This is a genomic window from Pseudomonas sp. AC229, from assembly GCF_979254655.1.
Genome location: NZ_CEEDHK010000003.1, coordinates 311,985 through 327,384, shown reverse-complemented (window position 1 = coordinate 327,384; position 15,400 = coordinate 311,985). Strand labels below are relative to the sequence as shown.

General features: G+C 60.0%; 14 protein-coding genes. 4 read left to right on the top strand and 10 right to left on the bottom strand.

Annotated elements, in window-relative coordinates:
• Positions 1-19: 19 nt before the first annotated feature.
• The 5 genes from AC0IW7_RS06255 to sdhC all read right to left on the bottom strand — a co-directional run bounded on the left by AC0IW7_RS06255 (position 20) and on the right by sdhC (position 6,360).
• Positions 20-2,854, bottom strand: a complete 2,835-nt coding sequence (locus AC0IW7_RS06255; RefSeq protein ID WP_471816472.1) for a 2-oxoglutarate dehydrogenase E1 component — start codon at positions 2,852-2,854, stop codon at positions 20-22.
• Between the two features lie 250 nt (positions 2,855-3,104).
• Positions 3,105-3,824 (bottom strand): succinate dehydrogenase iron-sulfur subunit, encoded by a 720-nt coding sequence (locus AC0IW7_RS06250; RefSeq protein ID WP_122451280.1) that lies wholly within the window; start codon positions 3,822-3,824, stop codon positions 3,105-3,107.
• Positions 3,825-3,835: 11 nt separating this feature from the next.
• Complete coding sequence (sdhA, locus tag AC0IW7_RS06245) at positions 3,836-5,608, bottom strand: succinate dehydrogenase flavoprotein subunit (protein WP_122451173.1); 1,773 nt, start codon at positions 5,606-5,608, stop codon at positions 3,836-3,838.
• Between the two features lie 3 nt (positions 5,609-5,611).
• Entirely contained in the window at positions 5,612-5,980 is a 369-nt protein-coding gene (gene sdhD / locus AC0IW7_RS06240) for a succinate dehydrogenase, hydrophobic membrane anchor protein (protein ID WP_122451172.1), read from the bottom strand.
• Positions 5,974-6,360 carry a succinate dehydrogenase, cytochrome b556 subunit gene (gene sdhC, locus AC0IW7_RS06235; protein ID WP_206000775.1) on the bottom strand — a complete coding sequence of 129 codons (387 nt, stop codon included), beginning with the start codon at positions 6,358-6,360 and terminating at the stop codon, positions 5,974-5,976. Before sdhC ends, sdhD begins: the two co-directional genes overlap by 7 nt.
• A 349-nt stretch (positions 6,361-6,709) precedes the next feature.
• Here sdhC and gltA point away from each other — a divergent pair, with 349 nt between their 5' ends.
• A complete protein-coding gene (gene gltA / locus AC0IW7_RS06230; protein ID WP_471816469.1) occupies positions 6,710-7,999 on the top strand; it encodes a citrate synthase in 1,290 nt (429 codons plus the stop codon).
• Positions 8,000-8,149: 150 nt separating this feature from the next.
• Here the strand turns inward: gltA and AC0IW7_RS06225 are convergent, their stop codons facing one another.
• The 3 genes from AC0IW7_RS06225 to AC0IW7_RS06215 all read right to left on the bottom strand — a co-directional run bounded on the left by AC0IW7_RS06225 (position 8,150) and on the right by AC0IW7_RS06215 (position 10,054).
• Positions 8,150-8,758: an START domain-containing protein gene (locus tag AC0IW7_RS06225; protein WP_471816467.1), complete on the bottom strand. Its 609-nt coding sequence runs from the start codon at positions 8,756-8,758 to the stop codon at positions 8,150-8,152.
• Between the two features lie 48 nt (positions 8,759-8,806).
• A complete protein-coding gene (locus tag AC0IW7_RS06220) occupies positions 8,807-9,082 on the bottom strand; it encodes a YkgJ family cysteine cluster protein (protein ID WP_471816465.1) in 276 nt (91 codons plus the stop codon).
• A 108-nt stretch (positions 9,083-9,190) separates the two neighbouring features.
• The gene (locus AC0IW7_RS06215) at positions 9,191-10,054 is read right to left on the bottom strand and encodes an NAD(P)-dependent oxidoreductase (protein WP_471816463.1); all 864 of its coding nucleotides are present in this window, start codon (positions 10,052-10,054) and stop codon (positions 9,191-9,193) included.
• Between the two features lie 165 nt (positions 10,055-10,219).
• On the opposite strand from AC0IW7_RS06215, the gene AC0IW7_RS06210 reads away from it, so the two are divergent.
• From AC0IW7_RS06210 to rhtA, 3 genes are all read left to right on the top strand, one after another.
• The gene (locus AC0IW7_RS06210) at positions 10,220-10,765 is read left to right on the top strand and encodes a 3'-5' exonuclease (RefSeq protein WP_471816461.1); all 546 of its coding nucleotides are present in this window, start codon (positions 10,220-10,222) and stop codon (positions 10,763-10,765) included.
• An 89-nt stretch (positions 10,766-10,854) separates the two neighbouring features.
• Entirely contained in the window at positions 10,855-11,136 is a 282-nt protein-coding gene (ppnP, locus tag AC0IW7_RS06205) for a pyrimidine/purine nucleoside phosphorylase (protein WP_122451165.1), read from the top strand.
• A 159-nt stretch (positions 11,137-11,295) separates the two neighbouring features.
• Entirely contained in the window at positions 11,296-12,195 is a 900-nt protein-coding gene (gene rhtA, locus AC0IW7_RS06200) for a threonine/homoserine exporter RhtA (RefSeq protein WP_471816459.1), read from the top strand.
• Here the strand turns inward: rhtA and AC0IW7_RS06195 are convergent.
• Both AC0IW7_RS06195 and AC0IW7_RS06190 read right to left on the bottom strand, forming a co-directional pair.
• Positions 12,179-13,972 carry an ABC transporter transmembrane domain-containing protein gene (locus AC0IW7_RS06195; RefSeq protein WP_471816457.1) on the bottom strand — a complete coding sequence of 598 codons (1,794 nt, stop codon included), beginning with the start codon at positions 13,970-13,972 and terminating at the stop codon, positions 12,179-12,181. The genes rhtA and AC0IW7_RS06195 overlap by 17 nt on opposite strands.
• A gap of 149 nt (positions 13,973-14,121) precedes the next feature.
• Entirely contained in the window at positions 14,122-15,264 is a 1,143-nt protein-coding gene (locus tag AC0IW7_RS06190; RefSeq protein WP_471816456.1) for an ATP-NAD kinase family protein, read from the bottom strand.
• Between the last annotated feature and the right edge of the window lie 136 nt (positions 15,265-15,400).

Below are 15,400 nucleotides of genomic sequence, written 5' to 3'. Positions count from 1 at the left end.
CCGTTGTGGGACGAAGGCGTTAAACAGTAAAGGCGTCTTGCAGCAGTTTTTCCTGCTGCTCGGCGTGCATCGAAGCGTAACCACAGGCCGGAGCAGCAGAGCCTTCACGGCCGGCGTACTCGAGGAACAGGCCTTTCTTGTGCGCGCTGGTGACGCGACGCATGTGGTGCTGACTGCAATACCAAGCGCCCTGGTTCATCGGTTCTTCCTGACACCAGACCACGTGCTCAAGGTTCTTGTACGGAGCAAGCACCTCGGCCAGGTCATCTTCAGGGAACGGATACAGCTGCTCGATACGCACGATGGCGGTATCGTCGCGGCCTTCGGCACGGCGCTTTTCCAGCAGGTCGTAGTAGACCTTGCCGCTGCACAGTACCAACCGTTTCACTTTCTTCGGATCGAGTGCATCGATCTCTGGAAGTACCGTTTGGAACGAACCTTCGGCCAGGTCTTCCAAGGTCGAAATGGCCAATTTGTGCCGCAGCAGCGACTTCGGCGTCAATGCGACCAATGGCTTACGCAGCGGGCGAATCACCTGGCGACGCAGCATGTGGTAGACCTGCGCCGGGGTAGTCGGCACGCACACCTGAATGTTGTGCTCGGCGCACAGCTGCAGGTAACGCTCCAGACGCGCCGAGCTGTGCTCAGGCCCCTGCCCTTCATAACCGTGCGGCAGCAGCATGGTTAGGCCGCACAGACGACCCCACTTGTGCTCGCCGCTGGTGATGAATTGGTCGACAACCACTTGTGCACCGTTGGCGAAGTCGCCGAACTGCGCTTCCCAGATCACCAACGCATCCGGCTTGGTGGTCGAGTAGCCATATTCGAAGGCCAGCACGGCTTCTTCGGACAGCAGCGAGTCGTACAGGTCGAAACGCGGCTGACCTTCGTACAGGTGCTTCAACGGAACGTGAGTGCCGGCGTCCTTCTGGTTATGCAGCACCGCGTGACGGTGCGAGAAGGTGCCACGGCCAACGTCTTGGCCGGTCAGGCGAATCGGGTGCCCGTCGAACAGCAAGGTGCCGTACGCCATGGTTTCAGCGAAGCCCCAGTTGATCGGCAAGCCACCGGCAGCCATCTTCTGGCGGTCTTCGAGAATTTTCGAGACCTGACGCTGAACCACGAAACCTTCTGGCACTTCCAGCAACTTGGTCGCCAGTTCCTGCAGGGTTTTCAGCGGTACGCGGGTGTCGTGACGCGCGGTCCAGGCGTGGCCCAGGTATGGACGCCAATCCACGAACAGCTCTTTGTTCGGCTCTTTAACCAGGCTTTTTACAACGTGCAGACCGTTGTCCAGCGCGTTGCGGTAGTCGTCGACCTTGTGCTGAACGCTGTCGGCATCAAGGCTGTTGGACTGGATCAACGCGTCGGCATACAGCTCACGGGTGGTCCGCTGCTTGGCGATTTGCTGGTACATCAACGGCTGGGTGCCGTTCGGCTCGTCGGCCTCGTTGTGGCCGCGACGACGGTAGCAAACCAGGTCGATTACCACGTCACGCTTGAACTGCATGCGGTAATCAATGGCCAGCTGGGTCACGAACAACACGGCTTCCGGGTCATCACCGTTCACGTGCAGGATCGGCGCCTGAATCATCTTGGCGACGTCGGTGCAGTACTCGGTGGAACGGGAGTCTTCCGGGTTGCTGATGGTGAAGCCAACCTGGTTGTTGATCACGATGTGCACAGTGCCGCCAGTCTTGAAGCCGCGGGTCTGCGACATCTGGAAGGTTTCCATGACCACACCCTGACCGGCGAACGCCGCGTCACCGTGCAGAGAAACCGGCAGAACCTTGTCACCTGTGGTGTCGTTGCGACGGTCTTGGCGGGCACGAACAGAACCCTCGACCACTGGCGAAACGATTTCCAGGTGGGACGGGTTGAACGCCATGGCCAAGTGAACTTCACCGCCAGTGGTCATCACGTTGGATGAGAAACCCTGGTGGTACTTCACGTCGCCGGAGCCCAACTCGACCAGCTTCTTCTTGCCTTCGAACTCGTCGAACAGGTCGCGCGGGTTTTTACCGAAGGTGTTGACCAGCACGTTGAGACGGCCACGGTGGGCCATGCCGATCACAATTTCTTTGGTGCCGTAAGAACCGGAACGCTGAATCAGTTCGTCGAGCAGCGGAATCAGACTCTCGCCACCTTCCAGACCGAAACGCTTGGTGCCCGGATACTTGGTGCCCAGGTATTTTTCCAGGCCTTCAGCGGCGGTGAGGCGCTCGAGCAGATGGCTCTGAACCTCAGGGGAAACCGTCGGACGACCGCGCACGCTTTCCAGACGCTGCTGGAACCACTTGCGTTGCTCGGAATCGACGATGTGCGTGAACTCGGCGCCAATGGTGCGGCAATATGTCTGCTGCAGAGCCACATAGATCTCGCGTAACGTCGCCTCCTCTTTACCGATGTAAAGCTCACCGGTACGGAAGGTTGTGTCGAGATCGGCATCAGTCAGGCCGTAATGATTGATCGCCAAATCAGCCGGTGCCGGGCGCTGCCACAGACCGAGCGGATCGAGCTGAGAGGCCTGATGGCCACGCATCCGATACGCCTGAATCAGTCGCAAGACTTCGACCTGCTTCTTCTCGTGCTCACTGCTCACGCTGCCGGCAGACACCGGTTGAGCGCGACGCTGGTTCTTGGCCAGCAACACGAAATGATCGCGCACCGTCGAGTGGGAAACGTCATTGGTGACGTTGCCATCGGCCGGCAGCTTCTGGAAGTAGGTGCGCCACTCTTCTGGCACAGCGTTGGGATCGTGCAGGTAGAGCTCGTAGAGCTCTTCCACGTAGGCAGCGTTACCACCGGATAGGTGGGCACTGTCCCACATGCGCTGCATCACGCTTTCTTGCATGCTTGGTCACCCTCGGTAAGGGGACACCACCGGCGTGGAAACCGCATGAAATTACCCAGCCCAAAACCAGCGACCTGGTAAAGCCACTTCGGATCCCGCAGATAGTCCGGGTACCAGCCCGGATGCCCCTGCTGGTCGTCAATTTTTCAAAGTGAGGCCGCCGCCTTTTGGGTAGCGACCCGGTCTTAAACTACGGCGCCGAATGGTCGGCGCCGCAGGTGTAGCTGGTTAAGCAGGTATTGCCGGTAAATCAGGTACCGCTGTGCAACAACATGCTGCGTACGTGGCCGATTGCCTTGGTCGGGTTGAGACCTTTAGGGCAAACGTTCACGCAGTTCATGATCCCGCGGCAGCGGAATACGCTGAACGGGTCATCGAGTGCAGCCAGACGCTCTTCGGTATGGGTGTCGCGGCTGTCAGCCAGGAAACGATAGGCTTGCAGCAGCGCAGCTGGACCGAGGAACTTGTCCGGGTTCCACCAGAACGAAGGGCACGACGTCGAGCAGCACGCACACAGAATGCACTCGTACAGACCGTCGAGCTTCTCGCGCTCTTCGGGGGTCTGCAGACGCTCGATAGCCGGCGCCGGAGTATTGTTCTGCAGGAAAGGTTTCACCTTTTCGTACTGCTTGTAGAAGATGCTCATGTCGACGACCAGGTCACGGATAACCGGCAAACCTGGCAGTGGACGAACGATCAGCTTGTTGCCCTTCACTACCGCCGAAATCGGCGTGATGCAGGCCAGACCGTTCTTGCCGCTGATGTTCATGCCGTCGGAGCCACAAACACCCTCACGGCAGGAACGGCGATACGAGAAGCCCTGATCCTGTTCTTTGATCAACGCCAGAACGTCCAGCACCATCAGGTCTTTGCCGTCGATATCGACGTTGAAGTCCTGCATGAACGGTGCGGCATCCGTTTCCGGGTTGTAGCGGTAAACGCTAACTTGCAGAGTTTTACCAAGAGACATAATGGCCACCCTTAATAAGTACGAATTTTGGGTTCAAACGCCGGAACAGTCTTAGGCGCGAAGTTGACGGCACGCTTGGACACACGCTTCTCGCCTGGGAAATACAGGGAGTGGCAGAGCCAGTTTTCGTCATCCCGATCTTCGTAGTCTTCACGAGCATGAGCACCACGAGATTCCTTGCGGACTTCAGCGGCAATGGCAGTGGCTTCGGCCACTTCCAGCAGGTTCTGCAACTCGAGCGCTTCGATGCGCGCGGTGTTGAAGGCCTGACTCTTGTCGTCGATCTTGACGGCAGCGATGCGGCCACGCAGGTCAGCCAACTGAGCAATACCCTTCTGCATGTATTCGCCGGTACGGAATACACCGAAGTAGTTCTGCATGCAGCTCTGCAGTTCCTTACGCAGGGACGCAACGTCTTCGCCGCTGGTGCGCTCGTTCAGGCCATTCAAACGCGCCAGAGCAACATCAACGTCGGTTTCAGTGGCACGACGATAGTCGACGCCTTCTTTCAGAGTTTGTTCCAAGTGGATGCCGGCCGCACGACCAAACACCACCAGGTCGAGCAACGAGTTGCCGCCCAGACGGTTGGCACCGTGCACCGATACGCACGCCACTTCGCCTACTGCGAACAGGCCCGGAATGATGTGGTCGTTACCCGCAGCATCCTGAGTGATCGCCTGGCCATGAATGTTGGTGGCAACGCCGCCCATCATGTAGTGGCAAGTTGGAACCACAGGAACCGGCGCAACAACCGGGTCAACGTGGGCGAAGGTCTTCGACAGTTCGCAGATACCTGGCAGACGGCTGTGCAGCACTTCCTCGCCCAAGTGGTCGAGTTTCAGCATCACGTGGTCGCCATCCGGACCGCAACCGTTGCCAGCGATGATTTCTTTAACCATCGAACGAGCAACTACGTCACGACCCGCCAGGTCTTTCGCGTTCGGAGCGTAACGCTCCATGAAACGCTCGCCGTGTTTGTTGATGAGGTATCCACCTTCACCACGGCAGCCTTCGGTAACCAGTACACCAGCGCCGGCGATACCGGTGGGGTGGAACTGCCACATTTCGATGTCTTGTACCGGCACGCCAGCACGCAACGCCATACCAATACCGTCACCGGTGTTGATCAGGGCGTTAGTAGTGGACGAGTAGATACGGCCCGCACCACCCGTTGCCAGAACGGTGGCGTTGGAGCGGATGTACGAGGTTTCACCGGTTTCAATGCAGATGGCGATGATGCCGACGAACACGCCGTCCTGGTTCTTCACCAGATCCACTGCATAGTATTCGTTGAGGAATACGGTGTTGGCCTTCAGGTTGGCCTGATACAGCGTGTGCAGCAACGCGTGACCGGTACGGTCAGCTGCGGCGCATGTACGGGCAGCCTGGCCACCTTTGCCGAAGTCTTTCGACTGGCCACCGAACGGACGCTGGTAGATGCGGCCTTGTTCGGTACGGGAGAACGGCAGACCCATGTGCTCGAGTTCGAACACCGCTTCTGGGCCTACGGAACACATGTACTCGATAGCGTCCTGGTCACCGATGTAGTCGGAACCCTTGACGGTATCGTACATGTGCCAGCGCCAGTCATCGTTCGGGTCGGCCGACGCGATGGCGCAGGTGATACCGCCTTGTGCCGACACAGTGTGCGAGCGGGTCGGGAACACCTTGGTCACTACTGCAGTCTTGTGGCCGCCTTGGGCCAGCTGCAGTGCGGCGCGCATCCCGGCACCGCCACCACCAATAATGATGGCATCGAAGGAAAGCGTATTAATGTTAGCCATGAATCAGATACCCCAAAGAATCTGCACGCCCCAGACGAAGTAAGCGAACATGGCGATGCCACACGCTGCCTGGAACAGAAAACGCACACCGGTCGCCCACTTGCCCAACGCCATTTGCGTCAGGTAGTCGGTGGAAATCGTCCACATGCCAACCCAGGCGTGAACGCCCAGAGCAACGAGCGCCAACAGGCTGAAAATGCGCATCCAGTTCTGTGAGAACAGACCATGCCAGACGGTGTAGTCCAGGCCTGGGTGAACCACGAGGTATCCAATCAGGAAAAGGAAATAAGCCGCGAGTACAACCGCAGACACGCGCTGGGCCATCCAGTCATATAGCCCGGAGCGTGAGAAGTTCGTGACGTTAGTTACCATATCCATACTCCCGCCAGCACAATCACTACCGCCGAAACGACGAGTACGATTTGCGAGCCCAGTTTGCCGCCTTCCAGCGTCTCACCAACGCCCACGTCCATAATCAGATGGCGAATACCTGCCACCAAGTGATACAGCAGAGCGGAGAGCAGGCCCCAAATCACAAACTTGGCCAGAGGGCTGGCCAGAAACGCGGCCACCTGCTTGAAGCCATCCTCAGACTCGAGGGACTTGTCGAGTGCGTACAGCAGCACAGCGAGGCCCACGAAAAGGATGACACCGGAGATCCGGTGCAAGATGGACGTGTAAGCAGTGACTGGGAGTTTGATCGTCCTTAAGTCTAGGTTTACAGGTCTTTGGCTATTCACGGCTTTTTTCACACTGAAGGGCCCCTAACAATCAGGGCAAAGTTGTCGGGAAGTGCACTGGTCAGAACCCACTACCCAGGGAGTGACAACCTCCAGAATAAAGGCTCCAAGGCCCCTGGCGGTCGGTGGGGGAGTATAGACAGTTAGGTTACTAATGACAACGAAAAGGCCTACCCCAAACCGCTCATTGCGCTTACTTGGCAAAAGGCGTAAATAGCGCCAAAAAAGACGCAAAACACCGCTGCAAGCCTTCTGGCGCATGGGTTCCGGTAAATTGACTTTAGGATTTATCTCTCTATAGTGTGGCGGGCCCTGCGTGGGGGGCAGTCTGGTGATTTCAAGCATAAATAGGAGGCCACACATGGCTGACAAAAAAGCGCAGTTGATCATCGAGGGCGCAGCCCCCGTCGAGCTGCCCGTTTTATCCGGCACCGTTGGTCCCGATGTTGTAGATGTGCGGGGCCTTACCGCCACGGGCCATTTCACTTTTGATCCTGGCTTTATGTCGACCGCCTCGTGCGAGTCGAAGATCACCTATATCGACGGTGACAAAGGCATCCTGTTGCACCGCGGCTACCCGATCGAGCAATTGGCCGAGCAGTCCGACTACCTCGAAACCTGCTACCTGCTGCTCAATGGCGAACTGCCAACCGAAGAGCAGAAAGCCAAGTTCGTCAGCACCGTAAAGAACCACACCATGGTTCACGAGCAGCTGAAAAGCTTCTTCAACGGCTTCCGTCGCGACGCTCACCCGATGGCCATCATGTGCGGTGTAGTAGGGGCCCTCTCGGCCTTCTACCACGACTCGCTGGACATCAATAATCCGCAGCACCGCGAGATTTCGGCCATTCGCCTCGTGGCGAAAATGCCGACCCTGGCGGCCATGGTTTACAAGTATTCCATGGGTCAGCCGATGATGTATCCGCGCAACGACCTGACCTACGCGGAAAACTTCCTGCACATGATGTTCAACACCCCCTGCGAGATCAAACCGATCAGCCCGGTGTTGGCCAAGGCAATGGACCGGATCTTCATCCTCCACGCCGACCACGAACAAAACGCTTCCACCTCCACCGTACGCCTGGCCGGCTCTTCGGGTGCTAACCCGTTCGCCTGTATCGCTGCCGGTATCGCTGCGCTCTGGGGCCCTGCCCACGGCGGCGCCAACGAAGCTGTGCTGACCATGCTGGACGAGATTGGCAGCGTCGAAAACATCGACACCTTCATCGCCAAGGCCAAAGACAAGAACGACCCGTTCAAGTTGATGGGCTTCGGTCACCGCGTTTACAAAAACCGTGACCCACGCGCTACCGTAATGAAGCAGACCTGCGACGAAGTGCTGAAAGAACTCGGCATCAAGAACGACCCGCAGCTGGAACTGGCCATGCGCCTTGAAGAGATCGCCCTGACCGATCCGTACTTCAAAGAACGCAACCTGTACCCGAACGTCGACTTCTACTCGGGCATCATCCTCAAAGCGATCGGCATTCCGACCAGCATGTTCACCGTAATCTTCGCCCTGGCGCGGACTGTCGGCTGGATCTCGCACTGGAAAGAAATGCTCTCCAGCCCGTACAAAATTGGCCGTCCGCGCCAGCTTTATACCGGCTACGAGCAGCGCGATATTACCGCTCTGAAAGACCGCAAATAAGCATCACGCGGTCGACAAAAACCCCGCCTAGGCGGGGTTTTTTATTGCATCACGAACCTGTCCCGAACCGTAGGAGCGAGCTTGCTCGCGAAGCTTTTTGAACATCACAGGCTTCGCGAGCAAGCTCGCTCCTACAAGAGGCCAGGCCCGCTACTTCTTCTCCGCCCGCTCCTTCATCCCTTGAAGGGTTTTAAACGGCGCATCGACCACAAAGCTGTTAGCCAACCACGACGGCACGCTGCCGCCCGGTTCGGTGGTCACCTGATACGTCACTTCCACATCGCCTGTGCCCTTGGGAGTCATCTTCCAAAAGCCGTCCACCTTGGTCACTCGCACATAGCCTTTCTCTTCAGGCTGATAGGTGGGCAAGCCTTCGAGCTTGCGCAGCACGGTGCCGTCAGGTTCTTCGGTGGTGGTCACGTGGATGATCGAATCCCGTGGGGTTACCGGCCACGGTGGGCTGAAGCGGCTGTACGTCCAGCTCTGCGCCCCTTCGCTTTTGATCAGCTTTTGTTCGCTGCACTGGAAAATCCATTTGCACGAGCCGCCGACGTCTTCCTGCAAGGCACGCAGGGTGGCGATGTCGCTCTTGATGATGGTCACGCCCCGGTAGGCTTTGTATTGCGAGCCGGGTACTTCGCTCAGAAAGACTTTGATGCCGTCTTCATCCTTGGCCAGCTTCCAATCCTCGGCATGCGCCGCTGTAGACGCCAGCAGACTCACGGCACACACGCCAGCCACTCGACTTAGCAAACCCATCACGAACTCCTTACTGATGATGCGCGAGGTGCCAGAGGCCCCCGGGCTTTATTGGATAGCCGCTTCGGTGCCGAGGCTGGTGGCCTGTTCCAGCCAACCCAGCAATCGGATCGCCTCCTCGCGGCTGCTGCCACATACCTCAACATCGGCGCTGAACGCCGAGCACACGGGCGGGCGCTGCGGCGAACCGAACAGCGCGCACAAATTATCGACCGACAGATGCAAACAACGTTCGCCGGCCCGCTTGCCGTTAGGCAAACCAGGTATCGCCGAGCTGATGGAGGGGGCGATGCAGCAGGCACCGCAACCGGGGCGGCAATTCATGACGACTCATACCTCGTGAACAAACCAACCGTGCGCGCTGTAACCAGGCGCGCCGGCGACGGGCGGCGATTCTACTCGCGCGCCCGGCCACCGCAAAGCCACCGCGAACTACTTCAGACGTGTAATCAAACTGGAGGTGTCCCAGCGTCCCCCGCCCTGCCCTTGCACCTCGGCGTAAAACCGGTCCACCAGCTCCGTCACCGGCAGCTGCGCACCGTTACGCTTGGCTTCCGCAAAGACCATGGCGAAGTCTTTGCGCATCCAATCCACGGCAAAACCGTTATCGAACTTGCCCTCCAGCATCGTTTGATAGCGATGCTCCAACTGCCACGACTGCGCCGCGCCATGGCTGATGATGTCCATGGCGCTGGGCACGTCCAACCCGGCGCGACGGGCAAATTGCAGCGCCTCGGCCAAGGCTTGCAGCAAGCCGCCCACACAAATCTGGTTGACCATTTTGGTCAGTTGACCGCTGCCGACCGGCCCCATGCGCTTGACCCGTTTGGCATAACTCTCGACCACCGGCGCCGCGCGCTCAAACAACGCGGCGTCGCCGCCGACCATCACGGTCAACATGCCGCCCTCCGCGCCCGACTGGCCGCCCGACACCGGCGCATCCAGAAACCCCACCTCGCGCTCGGCCGCCAGCGTCGCCATTTCTTTCGCGATATCGGCCGAGGCCGTGGTGTGATCCACCAGCACGCTACCGGCCGCCATGCCGGCCAACGCCCCGCTTTCGCCCAGCAACACGGCGCGCAATTGCTCGTCGTTGCCCACGCAAGTCATTACGAATTCCGCGCCCTCGGCCGCTTCGCGCGGGGAGCCGGCGCTTTCGCCTGCAAATTCTTCGCACCACACATCCGCTTTGGCCTGGGTGCGGTTGTACACGGTCACCTGATGCCCTTCGCAAGCCAGGTGCCCAGCCATATGAAAGCCCATGGTGCCGAGCCCGATAAACGCCACAGTCGCCATCACATCTCTCCTTTCTAGGGTTACCACAAGCGTAGAGCGCCCTGACGATTTGGTCGGGAGAAAATCCCCGACTTCGTCGGTCATACGCCACGCAGGCGCCTGGAATGGGGTTTGCGAGGCGTCGAAAGGCCTTCCATACTGCTTGCCCAACGGATGGAGAGAACGATGGGATATTGGTTGGTGATCGACCTGGAAGCCACGACTGAAGAAGGTGGCTGGCCGGTTACAGACATGGAAATCATCGAAATCGGCGCCAGTCTGGTGAACGCCGAAGGTCGCGAGGTCGACCATTTCCAGCGCTTCGTCCGCCCGCTGCGGCGGCCTCACCTCACCAGTTTCTGTCGGCAACTCACCCATATCACGCAGGCGAATGTCGACGCTGCGGCGCCGCTTGTAACGGTGTGGCCGCTGTTCGAACGCTGGCTCGGCGCGCACCAACCGCGCCTGGTGGGTTGGGCCAGTTGGGGCGACTACGACCGTAAACAGCTGGAACAGGATTGGCAGCAGCACCAGCTCACCAGCCTGCTCGCCAGCGTGCCGCACCTGAACCTCAAACAACGCTTCGCCAAAGCCCGCCAACTGCAAAAACCGGTGAGTTTGAACACCGCCCTGCAATTAGCCGGCCTGAGTTTTCAAGGCCAGCAGCACCGCGCGCTGGAAGATGCGCGCAACACCGCGCGGCTTTTGCCCTTGGTCCTGCCCGCCTCGTAAACGCCGCCGTAGCGCGGCCCGCGCAGGTGACGGGGCCCAGCGCCTTGGGCATACTGGCCGACCTTTTTTCGTCCTTTAAAGGAAATGTCATGTTCAAGGTCAACGAATACTTCGACGGTACCGTTAAATCCATCGCTTTCGGCATGGAACAAGGCCCGGCCACCATCGGCGTCATGGCCGCTGGCGAATACGAATTCGGCACAAGCCAACTGGAAGTCATGCACGTTGTCGCCGGCGCCCTGACCGTGAAACTGCCAGGCACCGACGCCTGGGAAACCTTCGAAGCCGGCAGCAACTTCACCGTTCCAGCCAACAGCAAATTCCAGCTGAAAGTGGCCGTCGACACCGCGTACTTGTGCGAGTACCGCTAAGCTCTACCCCGTCCCGCGGATAAAAACTCCGGAGCGGTAAAAACCGCCCAACAGCATCGCGGCTGAAGCCGCTCCCACGCTTTTGTGTAGGAGCGGCTTCAGCCGCGATCAGCTCCAGCGCTCATTTTGCTCACTGCCACGCTCCAACCGGAATTCCCCATGCCTGGGTCCAAACCCGCCGTCTCGATTGCCCTCCCCATTCTTTTGCTGATCATCGCCATGAGCTCCATTCAGGGCGGCGCGGCGTTGGCCAAGGGCATTTTCCCGGTCGTTGGCGCCGAAGGCGTTTCAGCGCTGCGCCTAAGCCTGGGGGCAATCATTCTGTGCCTGGTGATGCGCCCATGGCGTGCGCCGTTCAACCGCGCCGGTGTGCTGTCGCTGCTCGGCTACGGCGCCTCGCTCGGGGTGATGAACCTGCTGTTTTATATGTCGCTGAAGACCGTGCCGCTGGGCATTGCCGTGGCGCTGGAGTTCACCGGGCCATTGGTGCTGGCCATGCTGTCGTCGCGGCGTTTTATCGACTTTGTCTGGATCGCCCTGGCCGTAATCGGCCTGGCCTTGCTGCTGCCAGTGAACCCGGCCAATGCCGAACTCGACCCGCTGGGCGCCGCGTTGGCCTTGGGCGCTGGCGTGTGCTGGGCGCTGTACATTTTGTTCGGCCAACGCGCCGGTGCCGAACACGGCAGCCAAACCGTAGCGCTGGGCACGGTGGTCGCCGCCGTTATCGTGTTTCCGATCGGAGTATTTGCCGCCGGCAGCGCGATGTTTCATTTCACTTTGCTGCCGATGGCGATTGGCGTGGCGATTCTGTCGACCGCCCTGCCCTACAGCCTGGAAATGTTCGCCCTGACCCGCCTGCCGGCGCGCACCTTCAGCACGCTAATGAGCATGGAACCGGCGATTGCCGCGATGTCGGGGCTGATCTTTCTACAAGAGAAACTCAGCAGCAGCCAATGGGTGGCCATCGGCTCGATCATCGTCGCCGCTATCGGCGTGGCGCTGACCGTGAAACCGCAGCCGGCGAAGAATCCGCCGCGCGATATCAAGCGGGCTGAGTAAACGGCGTCTCGTCGCTGCTGCTGTTGAACTGCAACTCGGCCAGGCGCCGGTACAACGGATTGCCCGCCACCAATTGCGCATGACTGCCCAGCGCCACCAATTGCCCCTTGTCGATCACGGCGATGCGGTCCGCGCTTTTCACCGTGGCTAACCGATGGGCGATGACCAGCGTCGTGCGCCCGGCCATCAACGTGGGCAATGCCTGCTGAATCAGGTGCTCACTCTCGGCATCCAGGGCGCTGGTGGCTTCGTCCAGCAGCAGAATCGGCGCATCCACCAGCAACGCCCGGGCAATCGCCAGACGTTGGCGTTGGCCGCCCGATAGGCCAAGTCCACCGTCGCCCAAATGGGTTTTATAGCCTTCAGGCATGGCCATGATGAATTCGTGAGCATGCGCGGCACGGGCCGCCGCTTCCACTTCAGCGTGGGTGGCAGCGGCGCGACCATAGCGAATGTTGTCTTCCACGCTGCCAAAAAACAGCGCCGGATTTTGCGATACCAACGCGAAGCAGCGCCGCAGGTCGACAGGGTCGAGCTGCGCGATGGGCAGCCCCTCCACCCGAATCTGCCCTTCTTGCGGGTCGAAAAAGCGCAGCAGCAGATCGAACAGCGTCGACTTGCCGGCGCCGGACGGCCCCACCAACGCCAGGGTCTCGCCCGGTTCCACCTGCAAACTGATTCCATCCACGGCAAAACGATCACGGCGCGTGGGATAGGCGAAGCGCACGGCATCCAGCTCGATGCGGCCACTGACGCGCTCGGGCAATACCAACAAATCGCTCGTCGGCGCCTTGATCTCACTGCGCGCCTGCAGCAGTTCGGCAATTCGCTCGGCCGCCCCCGCCGCCCGTTGCAACTCGCCCAGCACCTCGCTCAAGGTGCCAAACGCAGTGCCGACGATCAGGCTGTAAAACACAAACGCCGCCAGCTCACCGCCGCTGATGCGCCCGGCAATTACATCCATGCCGCCAACCCAGAGCATCACACCAACCGCGCCCAGCACCAGCAGAATCACCACGCTGATCAGCCAGGCGCGTTGGGAAATTCGCTTGCGCGCGGTTTCAAACGCGTCCTCCACCGTGCCACCGAAGCGACGTTTGTCCTGCTCCTGATGGTTGTACGCCTGCACGGTCTTGATTTGGCCCAGGCTTTCGCCGACGTAGCTGCCGACATCGGCAATGCGGTCCTGGCTTTGGCGCGAAAGGCTGCGCACACGGCGGCCGAAAATCAGAATCGGCGCGATCACCAGCGGCAAGGCGGCGATCACGATCAGCGACAACTTGGGGTTGGTGACAAACAGCAGCACCACGCCGCCCACCAGCATCAACGCGTTGCGCAACGCCAACGACAGCGACGAGCCGATTACTGACTGCAACAACGTGGTATCGGCCGTCAGCCGCGACTGGATTTCCGAACTGCGGTTGGTCTCATAAAAGCCGGGATGCAGCGTGATCAGGTGGTTGAACACCTTCTTGCGAATATCCGCCACGAAGCGCTCACCGATCCACGACACCAGGTAAAACCGCGAAAAGGTGCCGACCGCCAGCGCGACCACCAGCACCATAAATAGCGCGATGGACTGGTTAAGCATATGCGGCGACTGGGTGGCGAAACCCTGGTCCACCAACAGCTTCACGCCCTGGCCCATAAACAGCGTGATGCCAGCCGTAAACATCAGCGCCACCAGCGCGCCGATTACGTGCCAGCGGTACGGCGCAACAAACTCACGCGTCATGCGCAGCGCCTTGCGCTGGCGGGAAGACAAAATGGAGATCATGCGGCGGCTCGCAGAGAGGAAGGGGCTAGCGGTAGATGGGGACGGTTGGGGCGGGACACAAGCAAAGCGCAAACAAATATAAGCATGGCTTCTGTAGGAGCGAGCTTGCTCGCGAACCCTGAAAAAGGCATTCGCGAGCAAGCTCGCTCCTACAAGGGCTCGCGTGACTCTTCGCCGCCCACCGACAGCGGATACACCAACTCCTCTTTGTACCCCGCCCACACCTTAGCCACGTCGGGAAAACTGTCATCCAGCGCCGCATCGCCGCTGTCCACTAACAAGGGTCGCCCTTCAAGCGTGGCCAATTTGCGTTTGGTCGCCACCACGCGCAGGTTGTCCAACCCAACCGCACGCAACACCCGAGGGCTGATCTGCTGGTTGCCGCGCCCAAGAATGTGGCCCTGGCCGCCAATCGCCGTGACCAGCACCCGCGCCGGCTGTCCATCCACCAGTTCAAACAGCTGCGCCTCGGTCACGTCACGGGCCAGCACTTGGCCGTTTTCGATCACGTCCACGCCCAGCAACGTGGTGTCCAGCCGAAGATTCTGAGCCAGGCCGTGCAGCGTCGAGCCGGGGCCGAAGACGTAGCGCACGTCAGGTTCCCAGGTGTCTTCCAGCCAGGCGGCGATTTCGCTGAGCACCAGTTCTTCCGATTCCACCCCGCCCTGCTTCACCTGCTGCACGAAGCCGCCTTCTTGCGGCACGCTCAATTCGCCATACCAGCGCGCGGTGACGCGACCTTCGCGCAAAGCGCTTTCATCGATATCGCGCACCTCGGCGCTGCTCAAGCGAACGAGCCCGCCTTCCACCAGGCGCCGCGTTAGCTCGCCGGCAGCGCGTGGGCTGACGGCGTAAACACCGGACTGAATCTTCACCCCCGCCGGAATACCCAACACCGCCTGCCCTTCGCGCGTCACCTCGCAGACATCACGCGCGGTGCCGTCGCCGCCGGCAAATAGCAGCAACCCCACCCCTTCTGTTTGTAATGCATGAACGGCTGCGCGGGTATCGGCGGCGCTTGTGTCAGGCCCACCAAGCTGGCCTAGCAAGCGATGTTTGAAGCCCATCTGCGCGAGCAAATCGCCGCCCATGGCGCCGGGAAACGTTAGAAACTCCAGGCGTTCTTGCAACGGCAACAACAGCTCCAGCGCCACCCGCGTGCGCTCGGCAGCGCGGGGTTGAGCGCCACGGGCAATCGCCTCTGCCGCCATGCCGTCGCTGCCCTTGAGCGCCGCCGGACCGCCCAGCCCGGCCAGGGGATTGATGATTAAACCCAGGTGAAAAACCGACATACGCACCCCATGCGCGGGAACTACTCGGCCCGCATCGTTTCACAAAACTACGCCCCGCTTAACGGGAATGGCCTCGCGCTGCTGTGGCGCGACGTTGTCATTGGGCTTTCATCAAGGCCCGCTATTGTCGGCACAA